Source organism: Reinekea sp. G2M2-21, assembly GCF_015687175.1.
Taxonomy (GTDB): domain Bacteria; phylum Pseudomonadota; class Gammaproteobacteria; order Pseudomonadales; family Natronospirillaceae; genus Reinekea.
Map to the genome: position 1 here is coordinate 309,783 of NZ_JADPQG010000005.1, position 19,646 is coordinate 329,428.

18 protein-coding genes are annotated in these 19,646 nt (G+C 48.4%); 13 read left to right on the forward strand and 5 right to left on the reverse strand.

Going from position 1 to position 19,646, the window contains the following annotated elements; all coding sequences use genetic code 11:
- Positions 1-77 precede the first annotated feature (77 nt).
- Together IYN85_RS18575 and IYN85_RS18580 are read left to right on the forward strand one after the other, a co-directional pair.
- Complete coding sequence (locus tag IYN85_RS18575; RefSeq protein WP_196160428.1) at positions 78-3,983, forward strand: glycosyl hydrolase; 3,906 nt, start codon at positions 78-80, stop codon at positions 3,981-3,983.
- Between the two features lie 160 nt (positions 3,984-4,143).
- Positions 4,144-4,878 (forward strand): bifunctional 2-polyprenyl-6-hydroxyphenol methylase/3-demethylubiquinol 3-O-methyltransferase UbiG, encoded by a 735-nt coding sequence (locus IYN85_RS18580; protein WP_196160429.1) that lies wholly within the window; start codon positions 4,144-4,146, stop codon positions 4,876-4,878.
- Between the two features lie 255 nt (positions 4,879-5,133).
- On the opposite strand, the gene IYN85_RS18585 is transcribed toward IYN85_RS18580, so the two are convergent.
- Positions 5,134-6,270: an AraC family transcriptional regulator gene (locus tag IYN85_RS18585; RefSeq protein WP_196160430.1), complete on the reverse strand. Its 1,137-nt coding sequence runs from the start codon at positions 6,268-6,270 to the stop codon at positions 5,134-5,136.
- 119 nt (positions 6,271-6,389) lie between these two features.
- On the opposite strand from IYN85_RS18585, the gene IYN85_RS18590 reads away from it, so the two are divergent.
- The 4 genes from IYN85_RS18590 (at position 6,390) to IYN85_RS18605 (ending at position 10,045) form a co-directional block, all read left to right on the forward strand.
- Positions 6,390-6,959: a LuxR C-terminal-related transcriptional regulator gene (locus IYN85_RS18590; RefSeq protein WP_230390841.1), complete on the forward strand. Its 570-nt coding sequence runs from the start codon at positions 6,390-6,392 to the stop codon at positions 6,957-6,959.
- A gap of 199 nt (positions 6,960-7,158) precedes the next feature.
- The gene (locus tag IYN85_RS18595) at positions 7,159-7,734 is read left to right on the forward strand and encodes an OmpW family outer membrane protein (protein ID WP_196160432.1); all 576 of its coding nucleotides are present in this window, start codon (positions 7,159-7,161) and stop codon (positions 7,732-7,734) included.
- A gap of 410 nt (positions 7,735-8,144) precedes the next feature.
- Entirely contained in the window at positions 8,145-8,819 is a 675-nt protein-coding gene (locus IYN85_RS18600; RefSeq protein ID WP_196160433.1) for a DUF4386 family protein, read from the forward strand.
- 620 nt (positions 8,820-9,439) lie between these two features.
- A complete protein-coding gene (locus tag IYN85_RS18605; protein WP_196160434.1) occupies positions 9,440-10,045 on the forward strand; it encodes a cytochrome b in 606 nt (201 codons plus the stop codon).
- A 32-nt stretch (positions 10,046-10,077) separates the two neighbouring features.
- On the opposite strand, the gene IYN85_RS18610 is transcribed toward IYN85_RS18605, so the two are convergent.
- Both IYN85_RS18610 and IYN85_RS18615 read right to left on the reverse strand, forming a co-directional pair.
- Entirely contained in the window at positions 10,078-10,482 is a 405-nt protein-coding gene (locus IYN85_RS18610) for a cytochrome c (protein WP_196160435.1), read from the reverse strand.
- Positions 10,482-11,276, reverse strand: a complete 795-nt coding sequence (locus IYN85_RS18615; protein ID WP_196160436.1) for a hypothetical protein — start codon at positions 11,274-11,276, stop codon at positions 10,482-10,484. The genes IYN85_RS18610 and IYN85_RS18615 overlap by 1 nt, the downstream gene beginning before the upstream one ends.
- Positions 11,277-11,470: 194 nt before the next feature.
- Here IYN85_RS18615 and IYN85_RS18620 point away from each other — a divergent pair, with 194 nt between their 5' ends.
- Positions 11,471-11,809, forward strand: a complete 339-nt coding sequence (locus IYN85_RS18620) for a hypothetical protein (RefSeq protein WP_196160437.1) — start codon at positions 11,471-11,473, stop codon at positions 11,807-11,809.
- Here the strand turns inward: IYN85_RS18620 and IYN85_RS18625 are convergent, their stop codons facing one another.
- A complete protein-coding gene (locus tag IYN85_RS18625; protein ID WP_196160438.1) occupies positions 11,810-13,192 on the reverse strand; it encodes a HAMP domain-containing sensor histidine kinase in 1,383 nt (460 codons plus the stop codon). It abuts the gene before it with no gap.
- Positions 13,161-13,850, reverse strand: coding sequence for a response regulator transcription factor (locus IYN85_RS18630; RefSeq protein ID WP_196160439.1), 690 nt, complete (start codon positions 13,848-13,850; stop codon positions 13,161-13,163). Before IYN85_RS18630 ends, IYN85_RS18625 begins: the two co-directional genes overlap by 32 nt.
- A gap of 144 nt (positions 13,851-13,994) precedes the next feature.
- On the opposite strand from IYN85_RS18630, the gene IYN85_RS18635 reads away from it, so the two are divergent.
- The 6 genes from IYN85_RS18635 to IYN85_RS18660 all read left to right on the forward strand — a co-directional run bounded on the left by IYN85_RS18635 (position 13,995) and on the right by IYN85_RS18660 (position 19,620).
- Complete coding sequence (locus IYN85_RS18635; protein ID WP_196160440.1) at positions 13,995-14,501, forward strand: hypothetical protein; 507 nt, start codon at positions 13,995-13,997, stop codon at positions 14,499-14,501.
- 15 nt (positions 14,502-14,516) lie between these two features.
- Positions 14,517-14,816 (forward strand): SHOCT domain-containing protein, encoded by a 300-nt coding sequence (locus IYN85_RS18640; RefSeq protein WP_196160441.1) that lies wholly within the window; start codon positions 14,517-14,519, stop codon positions 14,814-14,816.
- A gap of 506 nt (positions 14,817-15,322) precedes the next feature.
- A complete protein-coding gene (locus IYN85_RS18645; protein WP_196160442.1) occupies positions 15,323-15,661 on the forward strand; it encodes a hypothetical protein in 339 nt (112 codons plus the stop codon).
- Positions 15,662-15,714: 53 nt separating this feature from the next.
- On the forward strand, positions 15,715-17,775 hold the full coding sequence (locus IYN85_RS18650; protein ID WP_196160443.1) for a protein-disulfide reductase DsbD domain-containing protein: 2,061 nt from the start codon (positions 15,715-15,717) through the stop codon (positions 17,773-17,775).
- A 93-nt stretch (positions 17,776-17,868) separates the two neighbouring features.
- The gene (locus IYN85_RS18655) at positions 17,869-19,251 is read left to right on the forward strand and encodes a multicopper oxidase family protein (RefSeq protein ID WP_196160444.1); all 1,383 of its coding nucleotides are present in this window, start codon (positions 17,869-17,871) and stop codon (positions 19,249-19,251) included.
- A gap of 3 nt (positions 19,252-19,254) precedes the next feature.
- Positions 19,255-19,620 (forward strand): cytochrome c, encoded by a 366-nt coding sequence (locus IYN85_RS18660; protein WP_196160445.1) that lies wholly within the window; start codon positions 19,255-19,257, stop codon positions 19,618-19,620.
- Positions 19,621-19,646 lie beyond the last annotated feature (26 nt).

Sequence of the window (19,646 nt, forward strand, 5' to 3'; positions counted from 1 at the left end):
AAAAAAGCGCTTGTTTTTGGTGCCGGTTCTGCGGTTAGAATGTAAGCGCTTTCAGTCAAAGAGATCGAGGAAAATCGATGACAAACAAAAACAACAATACTCAGAAAGCACCTATTTATTTTGCACGTCACAGTCTGTTCAGTGCCGTTGTATTAGGTGCCACCTTAACCGCCGCTCATGCGGCTACCATTCCCGTCGGTGCTGGCAGTATTGCCGACCAAGCCAATCCCGAGGGCTATACCTGCTCGATAGATCATGGCACATGGGTGCATAACGCCGGCGTTGTTGAACCTGCCATTGCTGGTTGTGACGAAGTGAATGGCGCTATTGGCGAGCCGACGCCATTGTATCCACACCTGACGGGTCCTGCGGCCAACAAACATACCGGTACTCACCGTTGGTGGGGATCGGTTTCATTCTTTGGTGACATGCCTATTGGTGATGTCAGCAAAGCGGGTTACATCACACCAGATCCCATCACTGCGCGTGTCAGCAATCGCGGTTTCCGTATGCTGAGCATTCCCGGTGGTCTGGCCTATAAAAACGGCAATGCCGATATTTATGAAGTACCGGGACCCTTCGATGAAGTCTTCGATGGTCTGGCCATTGCCAACAGCCAATACAGCAATATGGACGCCAAGCTGTATGACTATTCAGACGGTTCCATGACCGTCGAGTGGCAGCAGAACGGTACCGCAATTATGCGGGCGACCTTTGTGCATGGCTCACCTTACGTTTATGTGGATGTTTTGCGTGGTGAGTTGGTACTCAAGAGCAAGGCGCAAAACGGACCGGAAAAAAATGTCTATCATCAGTCCGGTAATCAGCTAGGTTTATGGACTGACGTTGCCGGTAATCGGGGCACTTTCCTGGTTGTCGGTCAAGGCGATACTCAGTTCATTGACGTTGAATCGCAAAGCACCCGAGTACAGAACAGTTCTGGTCAGGTCACCATCGCCTTGTTGCCAACCGGTGATGCGTTACCCGATTCCGGCATGATTGACCGGTACGCGCAATATGCGCTGAATCGCATTGATGAAGTCAACATTTCCTATAACGTTTCGGATTCAACGCAAGCCGTTACCATTACGCAACAGTATTTACAGAATGGCCAACCCGTACAAACCATGGCCGGTCTATTGCCGATGGCGTGGAAAAATGCGGTAACACCGGTGAATGCGCAGGATCAGATTCGCAGCGCACGCGGTTACACCAAGTTTGCTCCTATGAGCAGCTTCAGTTATGAACTGCCGTTTGTTGGCGTGTTACCGACGTTGCCAGCACAACCTGATAGCTACGATGTTGCTAAACTGACGCAATTGATTGACGAGTTCATTGCTCAGGGGCCAGGCAGTTGGAATGACAAAGGTGATACCTATTGGGCCGGAAAAAATTACGGCAAAGTCGCCGAATTAGCGGCACTGGCATACAGCCATGGTTTAACGGCGCAACACCAGACACTGACCAATTGGCTGAAGGCGGAATTGGAAGATTGGTTTACGGCGCAAACCAATGGCGTTGCCGATAAAACCAAATATTTTTCTTACGACAGCGAGTGGAACACCTTGCTCGGTTATGACGAAAGTTTTGGCGCCCAGCAACAACTGAACGACCACCACTTCCATTACGGCTATTTTGTTCGTGCTGCTGCCGAGGTTTGCCGAACCGACAAAAGCTGGTGTGCACCCAATGCCTGGGGTGGCATGGTTGAAATGTTGATTCGCGATTATGCGGCGGACCGCAATGACCCCATGTTCCCTTATGCACGAAATTTTGACCCAGCCTATGGTTTTAGTTGGGCTTCCGGTCACGCTAACTTTACCTTGGGTAATAACAACGAGTCGACGTCGGAAGCGGCGAATGCCTACGGTGCGATTGTGTTGTACGGCATGATCACCGGTAACGAAGCGTTGACTGAACACGGTATGTATCTGCACGCGTCGTCAACCGCAGCCTACTGGGAATACTGGAATAACATCGATCGTTATTTGGGTAAGTCAGCGCCTTACGACAACTTTTCTCCAGAATACGACAAGATGACCACGTCAATCATCTGGGGCAATGGTCATGTGTTTTCAACCTGGTTCAGCGGTGCGTACGCACACATTCTCGGCATCCAGGGATTGCCACTGAATCCTCTGGTAATGCACATTGGCCAGCATGCGGATTACCTTAAGGACTATGTGAAACTAGGTCTGAAAGAATCCGGCAATGGTAAACCTTCTGGTTTGGCGCAGGATCAATGGCGTGATGTCTGGTGGAATATTTGGGCGATGACCGAACCGGAAGCCGCGATTGCTGATTTCAACACCATGAATTTCAACTACGATGTTGAAGCCGGTGAAACCGTGGCACATACCTACCATTGGATTCATAGTTTCGCTGGATTAGGCCACCTGAAGTCTGGCAACGGATCCATCACAGCGGACTCTCCAGCAGCGATGGTGTTTGATAAAAACGGCGTACTGACATACGTAGCGTATAACTACAGCAGTCAGCAACGCCTGGTCACTTTCTCTGACGGAATGGCGATCTGCGTCGGCGGTAATCAGTTTGGTCTGAAAAAATCTGGTCAGCAACCGGATACCTGCGTCGCGGATACAGTTCCACCTTCACAGCCGGGTGTTATTGCAGTCAACAGTGTGACCTCATCGAGCGCGTCTTTGTCCTGGGCAGCCTCCACTGATAACGTAGGTGTTATCGCCTATGATGTGACCGTTTCTGGTGATGTGACTATTAATACCACGACGCAAGTACCCTTGGTCAGCGTGTCCGGATTAACACCTCTGCGGAGTTACAACGTAGCTATTGTTGCCCGTGATGGCGCGAATAATCAGTCCGTTGTGCGCGTTGGTAGCTTCACTACCGACGATTCCTCAGGTGAGGATCAGCCGCCGACAGCACCGGCTAACGTCAGCGTCTCTGGCATCACCCAAACGGGCGCTACGGTAACGTGGGTCGCTTCAACAGATGACTTTGGTGTTAGCCACTATGTGGTGAATGTGTTGAAGGGCAATACGCTGGTGACGGCTTTGTCCGTGAACGGAACCGAACAGGTTCTGACGGGACTTGATGCGAACACCAGTTACCGTGTAGATGTGGTTGCCATTGACACAGCGCAGCAATCCTCAGCGGTTTCCAGCGCATCGTTTACCACCAAAGCGCCAGTCGTTTCCTGCACAGACTTCTGTGTTGCAGAACAGGGCAGTTCGCTGGTGGTGACATCGAAAGTGGGTGTCATGGTGGATCTACACTTTAAGGTTAACAATGGGGCGCAACAGAATGTTCGCATGACCCCGGTCGGCAATGAACACGAATATGTTATCGCCAATCTGCAAAAAGACGACACCATCGACTACTTCTTTACCGTCATCGATGGACCGGCGTACGACACCGCTTGGGCGCAGCATATCTTTGGTTCGAACGTTGTTGTTCCGCCGGACACAGAAGCGCCGACTCAACCGGGTACACCCGTAGTCAGTGGCCTAACGCATAACTCGGCACAGCTGAACTGGAATGCATCAACCGACAATGTCGCGCTGGATCATTACGAAGTCAGTATCGCCGGGTTCGGGGACTTCATTGCGACTACCAATGCATTGAATGTTACGGGCTTGAGTGCCTCAACAACCTATTCGGTTTCTGTTGTCGCCGTGGATACCTCTGACAATATTTCAAACGCCAGCGCTACTACTAGCTTCACCACAGCTGAAGAGCCCCAGACTCCAACCTGTGAAACAGTATGCGCGTCGAATCTGAATGCAAATACGGTGCGGGTGGTTGTGCAGGACGGTGGTATTGCGGATATCCATTACAACGTGAATGGTGGCGCTCAACAGAACGTCAGAATGGCAGTGGTCGATGGTCACCACCAGTACGACATTTCCAACCTGAACGCGGGCGATGTGGTTAACTTCTTTGTGACCGTGATTAATGGTCCTGCCTACGATACGGCATGGCAAAGCCACACCTTTAACCCTTAGTTTTTCCGTCACCGTGTAACGTTGTTACATGTTCCTGGGTTTAGCTGACTTTCAACTTTAAATTGAAGGTCAGCATTAAAGTAACCCTTTCGCCCCGGCGCTTGTCGGGGTCTTTTTACCAGCACATTCAACTGCATTAGTAGGTAAGAGGAGTCATGTTATGGATTTATTCTCTATTGGCCACACGTCTCGGAATGCCAAACTCTCGTACACCGATGTCACATCCGATATTGACTTGGATAACGCAGACCATTTTTTTGAAAAGATGCTGCGTTCGAAATCTTCCCCAGAGAAAACGGTCGTTGATCTTGGTTGTGGTGATGGTTTGTTTACCGCCAAAATGGCAGCGTTTAATCAGCGGGTAATTGGTATTGAACCCGGGTGGACCTTTCATACGGCTTGTCAGCGTTGTGACCAATCGCCGCGTCAGAACCTGCAGTTTCGTCAGGAGAATGTGCACCGCACCAGCCTCGATAGGCAATGTGCTGACATAGTCATCAGCCGCTATACCCCTGCAGTTGAGGCAGAAGCTTTTCGCCTGTTGAAACCCAAGGGCCAGTTTATACTGTTGATGAACGGCGAGCGGGATTTAAGCGGCATAAAAACTCGGTTGTGTTCAGATAAGCCTAGAGTGTTCATGCAAGCGCAATCAGAAACGATAATAGATGATTGTTTGAATGCGGGCTTTGCACGCGCTTACAGTAAAAGTTTTTTTAGTCATGACCAGCTTGAGAGTCGGCACGAGGTGATAGCTTTCTTACGCCAACAGTTGCTGTTGAATGAGCTGTCAAAAACGAATGCTGAGATTGTGGAAGACTATTGCGATGCGTTTCCAGAGCAACGAATATTGCTTAACCGCCATCGAATCATATTGGTCGCTCACAAGAGCCCATAGCCATGAATAGTGGGTGATTGCAACGATTTCAGTTTTCTCACAGGGGCGTGTCAGGGTATTGCCAGTAATTAATAGTGTAGTACACCAATGCTCCCTCTTGGGACCTAATAATTTGAGACGACTGATGACGAAATATAGTTCGGTGAATCACGATGTTGGTATCGGGTGCTCAGCAGGGATGTCGACACGAGACGTTGCCAGATTGACGTCACAAAAGTGAAATGAAACGATGGCTCGCGAAAAGGTGATTGTGGGCTAGGATATAGACTCCGTCGACGTAGCGGTCGCCTTATATTTACTCGGCGTCATGTTCGTTCTTTGCTTAAACGCATTATAAAACGATGACCGGGTATTGAACCCGACAGCCATAGCGATCTCTAACACAGTACGTTTACTGTTCTTAAGCTCCTCTTTCGCCGCCTCAATACGTGCATCATTAATATAGCTGTAAAAATTAGTTTGCATTTCCTGGCTTAATACTTGAGACAAATAATGGACGGAAATGCCCAACTCTGAAGCAAGCATAGACGCATCCAAGTCCGGGTTTAAATAGGTTTTTTCTTCCACCACTTTTCGTTCAACTTTGTCGGCGATGCGTTTTAGGCGCTCATCATCAATGGATGAGTTTGAATACTTCTGCTCAGACGTGTCTTCCGGTTCCGGCTCTGAATCTGAGAAAGCAGGCTCTCGGTTTAAAGCCTGTATGGAAAACATCCACATCAGAATGAGGACCAAAATGGACAGTGCGGTTTCGCTGATCAGTACTGTCGAGTTGTCGGAAGGCATCCCTAATACGATCAGGGCGTATATCCAGGTGGCCACCAACAGGCAGGCAAAGCCGACAAGCCAATCCAACCGTTTACCCTCATGGTTAGCAAACTCTGTTTGAAGACGTTGGTGATACGTCTTGGTATTCATCACTATTTTACTGAGATACAGGAAGCTCAGTGCCGTCCAACCTACAAACAGCACAAAAAAGCCGATTGAGTTCAGGTTTGCCCACACGGATAGCTGATCCGAACCGGTTATAAACATGGCATCGAAGTCGTCATTCGGCATCAACCCGATCGACAAGCTCAGTAGGCTGGCCAGAATTACAGGTATCCAATGAGTCGAGCTATTGTTTAGCCGAGACTCAGACCCATAGGCGGTCATCACTTGCTGATACCGATAAATTATCGGTAGCAGTAAGAAAAAGACAACGGGGACTGAGGCAATATACAGCCGCGTGAAGATGCCTCCCTCATCCAGCATAACGGAGCCTGATAATAACCAGCAGAATAAGGCAATGACACCGCCTACGAGCCGAGTGGGTTTATGATCACTTCGGTTTAAATAGAGCAATGATAGAAATAACAGGCCAATTCCAACGCCAACCCCGTTTATAAACATCCTGAATTCCTTTGAAATCGCTGAAAAGCCTGTCCTTCTCACTCGGAAAGGACGAAGACACCGGCCTAAACGCCAGAAAATAGCACTATCGACAAGTGATGAAAACTCTGGAAAGGAAGATGGACACTAGGATCAACCAAACTACCCTCAATCAACGCCAGTTAAAACCGTTTGCTGGTTATCACTCTGAGCTCACTGATTATCTCACCGACGAAGATTCAGCGCCCCAGAGTGTTGAAGAAAGACAAATGATGCAGCAGATTGCAGCTCTTAACCGGTTAAACGCCAGTTTATGTCACGCGATCTGTACAACTGAAGATGCGGCGCGGATTATCGACAATATTTGGGCTGAGGCCAGAAATTACATACCTGAAGCGAGCTTTATTGAGTGGATCGAAGAATCACTGCCTACGGCACAACGGTCTGCATGGCTGGATCAAATACTTGAGCACCATGCGTCGGTATCCACTCAATCTGTGCCCGTGCCAGCGTTGCAAGAACCATTGTCAGAGCGTGAGTTAGACGTTTTAAAACTATTGGCGAGTGATCTCTCTGGCCCAGAGATTTCTGCGCAGTTATTCATCTCGATCAATACCTTTCGAACGCACACCAAAAACCTCTACAGCAAATTACAGGTTAACTCACGTCGCTCCGCGGTACGTCGAGCGAAAGAATTGAGCATTTTGTAAGCAATATAAGGCTTCCCAGAGCTACGGCGTTCTTAGGTCGGGCCGCTATCTGAAACGTTACCGATAGTAATCAGCCTTAGATAGCCGCCTAAATTTTATATTTAAAATCACCAGATAATGTGAGCCCAGCTCACAGGGTTCACCGGCATTATTCCCCTCCTAGGGCGAATTCCCGTTAACTTAACTTGAGGTCTTTAAAATGAAACAACCTTTTACGCTGACGATTGCGCTTACTGTCAGTTTATCCGCCAGCTCGCTAACACTTGCAGAAGCAAATGATTCAATCGTCAATGCCAAGCTGTTCTTCGGCGGAAAAACGATCGATTCCAGTGCGTGGAGTGCACAAGATGGACATGGATCAATAGGTATATTGGCCGATTTTCATACCGGATCTCATGGCATTCGTGCTGCCGTTGATCTGTTCGGATCGGGCAGCGAAGACAATACGACCAGCCAGGTGAAAGGCACCTACACCGCTGAGGCGCACCTGGGGCTGAGAAAGTATTTTGATGCACAATCCCGTTTTAAACCCTATATCGGTGGCGGCGTTAACTTGGCCTATGCCACACAGGAAAACGATAACGGTTCGGGAAGAACAAGTGACGAGGGCATGGACATCGGGCTTTGGTTGAATGGTGGCGTCGACTTCTTAGTGACTGACCATATCACCGCGGGCGTTGATCTTCGCTACGCGACTGCAAATGTTGAGCTGTACGGCGATTCGGTGGAGCTTAATGCAATGTCGACCGGTGTTTCCTTAGGTTATCGCTGGTAAGCGACATCGCGATAAGCAAACCAAGCCACGTTTGAGTTGAGCGCATCCTCGATGCCTCGACTCATCCAAGTGGGTTTTGTGTCCTAATGGCATTCTTAACTGTTCCGGTAGCCGGTTATCCTAAGACGTGATGCTTCTTCCCTTCAAAAAACGACTCACTCAACTACAGAGATCCTTGCCTATTCTGAACAGTCGCGGCGTGTAGTTGTCATCTTGCTGCTGATCTAGGAGTGGTGTTAGCCAGTATCAGTGGTTTTTGAGCCTCTTCGCTCAATGAACCCCTCCCAATTTTGCCGATGACGGGTCCGAAACGTAAAAAAGGCTGTCCTTCTCACTCGGAAAGGACGAAGACAGAGCTGAAACACCGGAAAATGGCTCTATCACCTAATGATGAAACCTCAGGAAAACACATGGACACATTGATCAATGACACGAACAAGGGTCAAATCCCGTTGAAACAGATGGCTGGCGCAGCCTTTCTCGGCATGGCCCTCTGCTACATTTCTCTATTCGTTATCTACGGAGCGATGTTGAGTCCTCCCGAGGGTGGAACGGCCGCGAAGATTGCTTACCTCATAGAAAACAAGACGCTTTATAACTTTACCTATGTTTTGGGTTACGTTGTCTTTGCTTGCTTACTGTGTTTTTGCGTTTATGTGATTGGCCGGCTTTATTGCCAGGAATCGCCGACGGCTATGGCAATGGCCAGCCTGTTTGGATATTTCTGGGTAGTGGTGTTGCTCAGTACTGGCATGATCGGTGTTAGTTCGCATGAGCTACTGGCGCTCTACAGTGTCTCTAATCCAGAGGCTGCTGACGTAATTTACTATACCCGAATCCTCTTGACAGAAAGTCTTGGTGGCGGCATTGAGTTTATTGGTGGTGTTTGGTTTTTACTGTTAGGTCTTGTCAGCTGGCGCCATAAGTTGCACTCCAGATCATTAGCGGTGTTCACGTTGGTAAAAGGTGCGATTGGGGTCGCAACGCTTTTTTCGGCCGAATCGCTGTTGCGAGAGCTGTTTGGTGTGACGGGGATCTTGTGGTTTATCTGGATGGGTATTGTCATGATTAAGAAGCCAACATAAGCCGATTCCATTGTGAGCTCACATTAATAGCCTGTAGAGGTCGCCAGCCGATAAAAGGCTGGTGAACCTTTACCGCTAATGCGAAGCAGGAGTCGGTATCCAATCTAGGGCACCTCTGAATAATTGCTATCTACTTCAGCGGGTGAAGAAATGCGCAAAATTCGAGGCAAGTTCTGCAGGCAATATTCATTATCTTGGCAAAGGACTTAACAACGAAATTTGCCATTTCAGACCCGCCCTCCGGGTCCTTCAGATCGATGACTGAGCAATGTTGTGTGTTTTGCAAAAAACTCGCTATTCCTTGCAAAACACGTCTCGCTCATCCTTCGATCTGGAACTGAATGAATCAGCGTTGCCCTAGCATACCAGGCTTATTTTTAAGAGGCTCCCAACCGAAAATTGCGGTTGTTTTGCTGCTTGCATCTACCTTCCGTTAAACCGTATAAGCAGGAAAATAAACAAAGGTTCCTATTCGGTTAAGAAATGCGAACGTTGTTAACAACGATATGGTTCGCGAGCAAATATCCCGACATAAAACTGACACCGGAATCTGATCACCGTCAATTCAGTCAGAAGTCAGTCGCTGATAATGGCGGTGTTCCGTAACCGGTAGTCGTCTTATGTCATTGAAATCGAAATATCAAATAAAAAACCAGAAAGGTTATACAGCCCATTACCGGATATTGCATTGGACCATGGCGATAGGCTGCATCCTGTTGCTAATGGCGGGGCAGCAGTTTAATTTTCAGTTGACCGACAGCTACCGGATATCCGGGCTAGGATATCATTCCAGTATCGGGTCAGTGGTTTTATTGGCCGCAATTTTTTTACTGGTGAAACGTTTTATTCGCCAGGATCCGCGTCCATCCGTGGCATTGTCGTCAGTAAAGAAATGGATGGCGACCGGGGTTCAATTAACGCTTTATTCACTGGCGGTATTTATCCCGGTCACGGGTTTAATCACCGCGTACTATTCCGATATGCCAACGTTGGTATTTGGTGTTTTCGATATTTCTCAGTTCGCGGCAGATAGTGTCCTTTACGATCGAATCCGTCGTCTCCATGAACTGGCGACACTGCTCGCTATTGTGCTCGTGGCATCGCACGGCTTGGCCGCGCTCTACCATCATTTAGTTAAGAAAGACCACGTACTCACTTCGATGATCGATCTTGAGACCTTTAAGTCTAAAGCGCGAGTCGTGCGCAAACTGGTGTTAAAAAGCTAACAGGTCGTTCAGCTATGACATGCCGAATAGGTTTAGTCGTCTTTTCGGCTTTGTGCGTCCAGTTGCTTGGGGGTCCACCACTGTTTTACATGGTTAAGAATGTCAGCAACCTGCTCGCGACTTAATATCCCGTTAAACGCTGGCATTGTCAGCGCATCGGATTGATTGTACGGATCCCGATGCCCATTTAAGGTCATTCCAATCAGCTCCTCCGTCGAGTGTCGCCAGGTATGTCCTTTGTCATTGTGCGGTGGCGCTGTCATATCGCCGGTTTCGTTTAACCCCGGCCAGCGAGTATCGCCTTCCCCATTTACGCCATGACATGCCGCACAGTAGGTTTGGTATAGATCGGCGCCTGCTGTCTCTTCGGCACTCGCCACGACATTGGAGCCTGTAAGCGACACTAAAAGAAACAATTTGAATGGCAATTGCGTCATCAGTAAACCTTCTTCCAGTTATTGCTCTGTCGATCCAACTGCCAAACGTTACCTGATTGCGTGCCGAGATACAGAATGTCGTTTCCTGCGGTGACTAACGCGCTGGTGTCAGATACGGGTAAATCGGTGAGCTTCTGCCAGGTACGAGCCCCGTCTTTGGTTTCCATGAGTCCCTGATCCGTTGCAGCATAATACCAGGACGGGTTTTCAGGCTGGTAAGTTAGTGCTGTTACTGCGTAATCAAACTTGGGAACATCTCGCCAAAAACAGAAACAGTCGGCGGTGAACGCAACACCGGATGTTGTTGCCGCGAATATCCAGCCGGTTTCCATACTGTCTGGCATATTGCTGTGCAAATAGTCGGTGATCTTACCACCGGGACCGATGTCCATATTTACCCAGCTTGTATCTTCAGGTGTGTATTTGTAAATGGTGTCTTGGGTCGCTGCGTACAGGACATTCTGCAGCTCAACATTGGTGAACACAAAATCAATGCTGGTGGATTCTAAACCCTCGTTAAATGATTGCCAGCTCTTAAGTGTACGATCTGCAGTAAAAGTGCCATCGGCCGTGGCAACCAAGAAACGAGTGTTGTTAGCGTAAAGCGAACCATCGTTCATTGACGAGTTCGGTCCAGAGATGTGCGTTACCTGATCCCCGGTTTTTACGATGATGTCACTCGCCGTCAATGCGATCAGGGTATCGTCATTGGCGGACCAGTCTAGTGACAGGATGCTGTCCGCCAGACTCAGTGTAGGTAGAAGTAGGCAGAGGGTCGTTAATGTCGTTTTCACTTTAATACTCATAGCGGGTGGCGGTGCGCGTATTTTACGCAAAAATACCTGTTAATTGCCTGTGCATTTACACTTCAATGCATTGCTCCTGCGACCAAATTCGTCATCATTCGTGGTTCAATTGTGTAACCAAAGGCGTCGCTTATCATGGCGTTGAGCGTGACCGTCATCGATGAATCACAAGGCACCTTTTTATGAATCGTGACGCTTTCACCGTAACCCGGCACGTGCGACTGAAACAAGGCTTGAGCCCAGAACAAGTCGTTCAGCTTTCTGAATTTCTACACAGTTTGCCGATTGATTGCTTTCGCAAAAGCCACGCTTCTCTTCGAGTGAAGTATTGTGCTGCGGAGTTGCATTGGTCTCAAATCGAAGTTGGGTTAAAGCGCCTTAACTTACTGTCCGAATCGTCACTCCTGAATCAAATCCGCGCACGCTGGTATCGTTTTGTCGACGAAAATGCTCGAATCAACGCTCGTTCCAAAACAGATCATTGCTGCAATAAAGCACCTGCGGTACCCAGTAAACGGTGATCAAGTGGCAGTAATTCGTTCGACCGGAAATAAAATTGTGGCTACCAGACCTTGATCATTGTGTAATGTAATCTTGCCTCCGTGAAGCTTAACAATAGCTTCTACTAAGCTGAGTCCAAGACCAAAGCCCGAGGCATCACGAGCATTGTCCTCACGGTGGAAGCGCTCAAAAACTTTCTTTAACGACTTTTCGGGTATGCCGTTACCGCTGTCATGAATAACCAGAGTTAAGCCGACCTCTTTATCGAATGTGGAATGCAAACGGACAGTTCCTCCGCTTGGGGTAAATTTCAAGGCATTGTCGAGCAAATTGGCCAGAGCCTGAATGATCAAGTGTCTATCCGCGAACAGTGTTGCGTTTGTCGAGTGACATTGAAAGCGGATGTGTTTGTCTTCGAAAACGGGCAGGTACATTTCCTTAATATCTTGCAATAGTGCCCGCATATCGACCTGTTCAAAGGTTTTTTTGTTACGATTCTCAATATGGCCAATACCGAGCAGGCTTTTGATCATGTCGAGCAGTCTGTCTACTTCCTGAATACCACTATCAATCGCCTGTGAAGGCGTTTCAGCATAGGCAGACTCCAATTGGGCGCGCAACCTGGCCAATGGTGATTTCAGATCGTGTGCTATGTTGTCCGATACTTGACGTACTTTGGTCAACAGTTGGTTAATCTCATCAAGCATACGATTAATATTAAATGCCATTTGATCATAATCATCGTATCGACCTTCGCTGTTTGCGTAAGGGATACGGTGCGAAAAACTACCGGCGATAATGGTTTGACATGAATGGTTAATCTGATGAATTCGGCGCAAACTGTGTTGCGTTAACACGATTGCCGCGATCAGTGCTATGAGTAATGTGATACTCAGTCCAAACGCCAAACTCTGCCACAGGCTGGTTTGCAGATCCGCCAGATATTCGATGTTTTGCGACAGGGTAATGATTTGACCATTAGGTAAAGTAACCTGCCTCGAAAACTGAAGATTTCCGCTGTCGCCTGTGAGGGTCTGGCCTTCGTTCATGAAATGGCTAGGTGGCGTTGCGATACCCATGGTCGAATGCATAGCAAGCATTTCAGGCGTATTGTGCATCGCCATCATTGTGCTGGAATGTGCTGTTGCGTTGGTATTGGCCATTAAATTGAATGCAGCGACTAATTCGTCTGCGTCAATATTTGGATTTTCGGCGGCGCGGGCTAGCAGTGAGTTCGTTTGATGATCCAGTTCACGATCAATATTGTGCCAGATAGTGTTTTCAAGCTTAAAGTACACCGCCAGCAACACGACTGCCGTGGCAAGCCATATTGTGAACCCTGTTAGCAGTGCAAATCGGAAACTGGAACTCTTAAGCAGTTGAAATCTGAGCTTCAAAGACATAGCCCGCCCCTCTGATGGTTTTGATTAAACTGACTGAACGCCCTTTATCCAGTTTTTGCCGAAGCCGGCTAATGTGTACATCCACGATATTTGTTTGAGGATCAAAATGATAATCCCAAACGCTTTCCAGGAGCATGGTGCGAGAGACGAGTTGCCCTTCATGACGCATTAAATACTCCAACAACCGAAACTCGCGGGGTTGAAAACTAATCTCCTCTCCATCTACCCAGACTTTTTGTTTACTAAGATCAATCTTGACTTGCGCGCATTCCAGGATTGTTGACGCATTCTGCGAAAACTTTGGACGTCTCAACAGCGCCTGAGTTCGGGCCAGCAGTTCTTTAAAAGAGAAGGGTTTGGTCAGGTAATCATCGGCTCCAGCTGTGAGACCTTCCACTCGCTGGTCGACTTCCGACAAGGCACTGAGAACTAACACTGGCGTGACATTATTCGACGCGCGTAAGGTGCGCAAAATTGTTAAACCGTCAACATTGGGCAACATCCGGTCAAGAATGAGCAGGTCGTAGTTTTCTGTCGCGCTGATCATCAACGCTTCTTTGCCATCTTGTACCTGATCCACGGTATAGCCGGCTTCCTGCATTCCCTTACAGATGAACGCTGCCAGTGTAGGGTCATCTTCAACGACAAGTATTTTCACAGGAACTCCAATGTATGACGCAGGCTTTGAGTATAAACAATTACGCTCTGCTTGAAGATGAACAATCGTTAATGTTCCAGCAAAGATCTGTCAATCTAGCTGGGGATACACTACCAGCATGGAAACCAATAAGAGGACTTAGCTATGAAACCTATTATTATGCTGACTTGGGGTGTGTTAATTGCATCCGCTGCGATTGGATCGTTCACCATGGCACATAACCTGACAACGTCAGGTTTGGACGGCCATTATCCTATGCACCAGACGATGCATAGTGGCATGTTTGAATCGAGCATGATGCACAGTGGTCAGTCAGGTCACGGTATGATGTTTGGTAGTAGCGCGATGCACGGAGTGGATTTCAATCACCCAATGTTTGATCTGAATCAACAGACATTGACATTGAATCTGAATAACGAACAGGTAGCGATTTTATCGCAATTGGAAGCCTCTCATGTTGTTATGCAGGGCATCATGCAGTCTCAGTTGCAGAGCGAAGATGAGCAAGTCTCGCATCAGCAGATGATGTCGTTGATGACTCAAAACTTTCAATTGATGTCAGACCATCACGATTTATATCAACAATTTACCGACAGCTTGAGTGAAGAGCAATTAGCCAGCTTTGAAACACTGAACGGTCCCTGTCATTAATACGAGAGGTGTGCGATGAAAAGACTATGGCTGTTTCTGTCTCTGTTGATCGGTTCTTTTACTTTCGCGGACTGGGGATCGATGAGCCACGGGGTGTACGCCATGCATTCTGGTTTTGGGGTGGGTATGTTCTTCGTAATGGGGTTGTTTTGGCTGACACTGACTGCAATCACTGTCTGGGCAATAAATGGGTTTCGGCGGGTCAAGCCGCCCTCCGTGATCTCAGACGACGCAGTTCAGATTGTTCGGCAGCGATACGCTAAAGGGGAGATCAGCGAAGCGGAAATGACACAAATGTTGAAAACCTTAGAATAGAAGCGTGACCAATTCGGTGTTGGTCTTCACTGTTGAACGTCGACGACGATCAATGCGAGTCATGGGGCAGTTCCTGGAACTGCCTTATTTTCATTTTTTAACTACGGCTATGGTTGAGTCGAATGCTGAAGCGTTGGTGTGGTTGATCTTTACCAATTTAAGGCAACTCTGAATAATTGCTATCTACCTCAGCGGGTGAAGAAATGCGCAAAGTTCTAGGCAAGTTCTGCAGGCAATATTCATTATCTTGGCAAAGGACTTAACAACGAAATTTGCCATTTCAGCCCCGCCCTCCGGGTCTTTCAGATCGACGACTGAGCATTGTTGTGTGTTTTGAAAAGGACTCGCCATTCCCTGCAACACACGCCTCGCTCATTCTTCGATCTGGAAGGACTGAGGTGATTTGAATTAATCAGAGTTGCCTTAACACTTAAAACGGCCAAAATAGTTTTTACCCGAAAGGAGGCATACGCTACCATTTGTATGAAACACGACTGGTTACAAACATGCGATCCATCATCCACATCTTATTGATTTTGGTCATTGGGGTATCGGCGCCTGCGCTGGTAGTGCCCATTGTGGGTCATGATTGTAATGACGATTCTATGTCTATGAGCCAAGAGCACACAAGTGCTTCGGCAGAACACAACACCCTTAGGTGCAGCACAAACACGGATTGCCCGTCTTCTGTATTTCACTGTGCCAGTGGGGCGTTTCTGGCAGTGATATTCTCGACAGAGGTGTTGCCCGTTCACACCGTTATGCAGCAACGTTACCCAAGCATTCATCCTTCTTTAAACTCCGGTTATATGGTCTTGAACACGCCACCTCCGATTGCCGTCTGATTATTCTTCTGCGCCATTTGGTGTATTGCTTTGAATGATTGGAGGATTAAACGGTGTTTCGCAGATTCCTGTTCATTGGGTATTTCATGCTCCTGCAGATTGGATACGCAGCGGTAGGTCCCTGGCAGTCAGATGGACCGGTCACGGCGCGCCTGATAAGTACGGTACAGTCTATCGACAGTTTAGACCGTATTCCTCTCGCGTTGGAGTTGAAGCTTGAGAAAGGTTGGAAAACCTACTGGCGAGTACCAGGCGCAGCTGGTGCTGCACCAAAACTAATTCCGTCAGACGACTGGCTGGCTGATGATGTGACCTGGCAACTTCCCGCACCGGATACCTACACCTTGTTAGGGTTTCAGTCCTACGGCTACGATAGTTATGTTGTACTGCCTTTTACCGTGGAAAAAATCAAACCCAACAAAAACGACACGCTGTCAGCCCGTGTGTCCGTATACGCATGCGATAATATCTGTTTGCCATTGTCGATGGACCTTTATCTGGAATTCAAAGGTGCCGCTGATGATATTATCGACTGGTCGGTTACACCTTTAATCAATGAGTATTTAAGTCAGGTTCCGCGACAGACAGAACTTCCAAACGCCGTGGCGTCACGCGACGACCAGGGTCTCTACCTTGAGTTCAGCATGTTGCAGCCCGGTGTTAACCCCCAACTCTTTGTCGAAAATCTGTATGTATACGAATGGTCCGCGCCGATCATCAAGCAAGAAGGTGGGATTGTTCGAGCTTGGTGGAATCGGCCTGCGGACAAACCGATGCCCGATGAAACCGACATGTTGGTTTTTACCTACAAAGACTCTTTGCAAGCATTCAGTTCTCAAACCCAGATTCTGTCGAGCGCGCGCCCGGTGTCACAGGTAACGACAACGACATCGGAAACAGAGACGTTGTGGATCATCGTGTTGTTTGCCTTTATTGGTGGTTTCATTCTCAATGCCATGCCCTGTGTGTTGCCGGTATTGTCCGTAAAGCTCATGAGCTGGATACATTGGCAAGGCGACCGACCGGAACAGGTTCGAGCACATGCGTTTGTGACAGGTATGGGGATTTTGACATTCTTTTGGATTATCGCGCTGGTCCTGATTGGCCTGCAGATGACCGGAGCCTATGTCGGTTGGGGTATTCAGTTTCAGAGCCCGTGGTTCTTGTTGGTCCTGTTGTTAATCATGCTGATATTTCTAGCCAACCTTCTAGGGTATTTCGAGATTCAGTTGCCTCAAATCTGGCAGGGTAAGCTTTTCAAAATCGGTCATGACCGTCATGGTTACGTCAAAAGCTTTTTGCAGGGGGGGACGGCAACATTGATGGCGACGCCCTGTTCAGCCCCTTTCCTGGGGACCGCCATTGCATTTGCGTTTACACAGAGCCCGGGGACCCTGTTGTTAGTGTTCACTGCAATGGGGCTGGGATTGGCCAGCCCGTATCTTGTGCTTTTTACTTTCCCGCAAGCTATTCGTGCGTTACCAAAACCGGGTCGTTGGATGAATACCGTGAAAAAAGTGTTGGCGGCAGCACTGGCCGTTACGATGATATGGTTACTGTTGTTGATCGGCCAGCATATTCAAATCGTCGGTGTTGTGATTGCGTCTTCGCTTTTACTCGGCTGGCTTGCTTTGCTTCAGTTTGCGGGTAAACAGCGACAATCATGGGGTATCTCATTTCTGGTCACAGCCGTGTTACTTGGCATGGTGGTATTCGGGACCAGCCGCCCTTCATTGAGATCTACGCCCGGTGATCTGTGGCAGGTTTACGACCAGGCCCGTGTGGTTGAACATCTCGACATGAAGCGCACGGTTTTAATCGACGTCACCGCACAATGGTGCTTAACCTGTAAATACAACGAACTGTCTGTATTGGAAACCGATGAGATGTTTGAATTTTATCAACGCCATAACGTCGTGTTAATGCAAGCGGACTGGACCAAGCCAGATTCGAAAATTGAAGCCCTGTTGGCAACCTATCAGCGCTCTGCCATACCGTTTAATTTAGTTCTGGGAGCGAATGCCAGCAATGGCATTCTGCTGCCCGAGTTACTGACCAAAGGCGAGTTAAAGCAGGCTATTCTGGATACACAAAATAGTCAGGCATCGAAGTAAAGTGAAGATTCATGGTCAGGGGTATACCGCCAAACATAGTGTTGCGGTGCTTCTGGACGGACACGATATTGATTACCAAGGTAAAACGAGAATATGAATATAAACAGACGCACTTTAATAAAAGCCACAGGAGCTGCTGCTTTTTTTGGACACCCGCTGACCCAGTCGTGGGCAGCAGTGCAGGTAGATAAGTTAGTTCTGAATGCAGAACCGCAGCAGCAGCTTTGGTTGCCAGATGGTGACAAAACAAAAATCTGGGGCTATTCGCAAAACGTCATCCGTTTGCAGCAATATCAACCCGTTGCCATTACCTTGCATAATAAACTCGAAGAAAGCACCAGCGTTCATTGGCATGGTATGCGCGTCGACAACGCGATGGATGGCGTAACCGGGTTGACGCAAGAGCCTGTCGAACCCGGCGAGTCTTTTGTATACAGGTTGACGCCCAACGATGCAGGGACCTATTGGGCTCACGCGCATCACAACACTTACAGACAACTCGCCCTTGGGTTGTATACGCCTGTGGTGGTTGCCGAAGCCAAACCTTACCCCGTTGATCAAGACCTCTTGTTTGTCGCAGATGATTGGTTGTTGGGCCGGGATAGACAGATTGATACGGCTTCATTTGAGGACGTTCACGCATGGGCCCACGCAGGCCGAATGGGCAATTTCCTAACCGTGAATCGGCAGAACCTGCCGGAGTTTGAGGTTATTGCTGGCCAGCGAATACGATTGCGAGTTTTAAATACTGCCAACAGCCGTATCCTTAATTTTGAGTTTCCCGATGTCAACGTTATGTTGATCGCTAAAGATGGGCAACCATTACGGAACCCGGTGTCGCTCAAAGGGGTTTTAACTCTGGCGCCCGCTGAACGATATGATCTGGTCGTGGATATCCCCGCAGATATGCAAGGTCTTCTCCCCATTTTTGAACGCAGCGGTAAGCAACCCTATCTGGCCGCCAACTGGAAGATAACAGGTCGCGAGAACATTCCGACTTTGCCAGAGGTGTCTCCTCTGCCTTCCAACCCATTACCGCAGAGAGATTTTAAGGTCACAAAAAAAGTACGCTTGAATATGGAGGGCGGTGCCATGGGGCGCCTCCAAGCGGCTGTCTATCAGGGTAAAAAAATGTCTGTTGACGAACTTATTCAAAACCGTCAGGCCTGGACATTTAACGGAGTCGCTAATATGCCGGAGCAGCCATTGGAGACCCTGAAACCCGGCGATGGCGTTGAGATTGAGCTGGTAAATGACACCCGTTGGGCTCACGCCATGCATTTGCACGGTCATCATTTTTTGGCGCTGAATGATTTTACTGATGATTTAATTTGGCAGGACACGATATTAGTTGCACCAGGAGAAACCAAAACCATACGCTTTGTGGCCGAATCGGTTGGGCGATGGTTGCTGCACTGTCACATGATTGAACATCAGGTGTCCGGTATGGTGACCTATCTGGCTGTTGAGGATTGAGCAATGAGGTGGCTGGGTTGGGTGATCACTAGCTTGGTGTTATCTGGTTGCGAAACCGTTGCCTCGCAACGCGATAACACTCGAGATAATGAGCTGCTCACACTGGGGCGCAGTGTCTTTTTGACGTACTGCGCTGCGTGCCATGGAACGCAGCTCGAGGGTACAGACTCAGGACCGCCACTCATTTGGAATCTGTACGTTCCGCGTCACCACAGCGACCGGCAGTTTAAGAAAGCCATTCAGGAAGGTGTCCCGCAGCACCATTGGTCATTTGGTCCAATGCCTGCTCAGAGACAGCTGACTGAGATGGAGGCTGATGCAGTCGTTTTTTATGTGAGATCGACGCTTCGTCAGCATGGTATTCGTTGACGAATGCAAAGCAAGGATCTGTTGGA

What these genes read in the sequence shown, in the direction of transcription:
- IYN85_RS18600 (WP_196160433.1), top strand. Translation starts at nt 8,145, where the DNA reads ATGGACACATTGATCAATGACACGAACAAGGGTCAAATCCCGTTGAAA.
- IYN85_RS18585 (WP_196160430.1), bottom strand. Translation starts at nt 6,270, where the DNA reads ATGTTTATAAACGGGGTTGGCGTTGGAATTGGCCTGTTATTTCTATCA.
- IYN85_RS18575 (WP_196160428.1), top strand. Translation starts at nt 78, where the DNA reads ATGACAAACAAAAACAACAATACTCAGAAAGCACCTATTTATTTTGCA.
- IYN85_RS18660 (WP_196160445.1), top strand. Translation starts at nt 19,255, where the DNA reads ATGAGGTGGCTGGGTTGGGTGATCACTAGCTTGGTGTTATCTGGTTGC.
- IYN85_RS18635 (WP_196160440.1), top strand. Translation starts at nt 13,995, where the DNA reads ATGAAACCTATTATTATGCTGACTTGGGGTGTGTTAATTGCATCCGCT.
- IYN85_RS18590 (WP_230390841.1), top strand. Translation starts at nt 6,390, where the DNA reads ATGGACACTAGGATCAACCAAACTACCCTCAATCAACGCCAGTTAAAA.
- IYN85_RS18610 (WP_196160435.1), bottom strand. Translation starts at nt 10,482, where the DNA reads ATGACGCAATTGCCATTCAAATTGTTTCTTTTAGTGTCGCTTACAGGC.
- IYN85_RS18640 (WP_196160441.1), top strand. Translation starts at nt 14,517, where the DNA reads ATGAAAAGACTATGGCTGTTTCTGTCTCTGTTGATCGGTTCTTTTACT.
- IYN85_RS18645 (WP_196160442.1), top strand. Translation starts at nt 15,323, where the DNA reads ATGCGATCCATCATCCACATCTTATTGATTTTGGTCATTGGGGTATCG.
- IYN85_RS18605 (WP_196160434.1), top strand. Translation starts at nt 9,440, where the DNA reads ATGTCATTGAAATCGAAATATCAAATAAAAAACCAGAAAGGTTATACA.
- IYN85_RS18595 (WP_196160432.1), top strand. Translation starts at nt 7,159, where the DNA reads ATGAAACAACCTTTTACGCTGACGATTGCGCTTACTGTCAGTTTATCC.
- IYN85_RS18655 (WP_196160444.1), top strand. Translation starts at nt 17,869, where the DNA reads ATGAATATAAACAGACGCACTTTAATAAAAGCCACAGGAGCTGCTGCT.
- IYN85_RS18625 (WP_196160438.1), bottom strand. Translation starts at nt 13,192, where the DNA reads ATGTCTTTGAAGCTCAGATTTCAACTGCTTAAGAGTTCCAGTTTCCGA.
- IYN85_RS18580 (WP_196160429.1), top strand. Translation starts at nt 4,144, where the DNA reads ATGGATTTATTCTCTATTGGCCACACGTCTCGGAATGCCAAACTCTCG.
- IYN85_RS18620 (WP_196160437.1), top strand. Translation starts at nt 11,471, where the DNA reads ATGAATCGTGACGCTTTCACCGTAACCCGGCACGTGCGACTGAAACAA.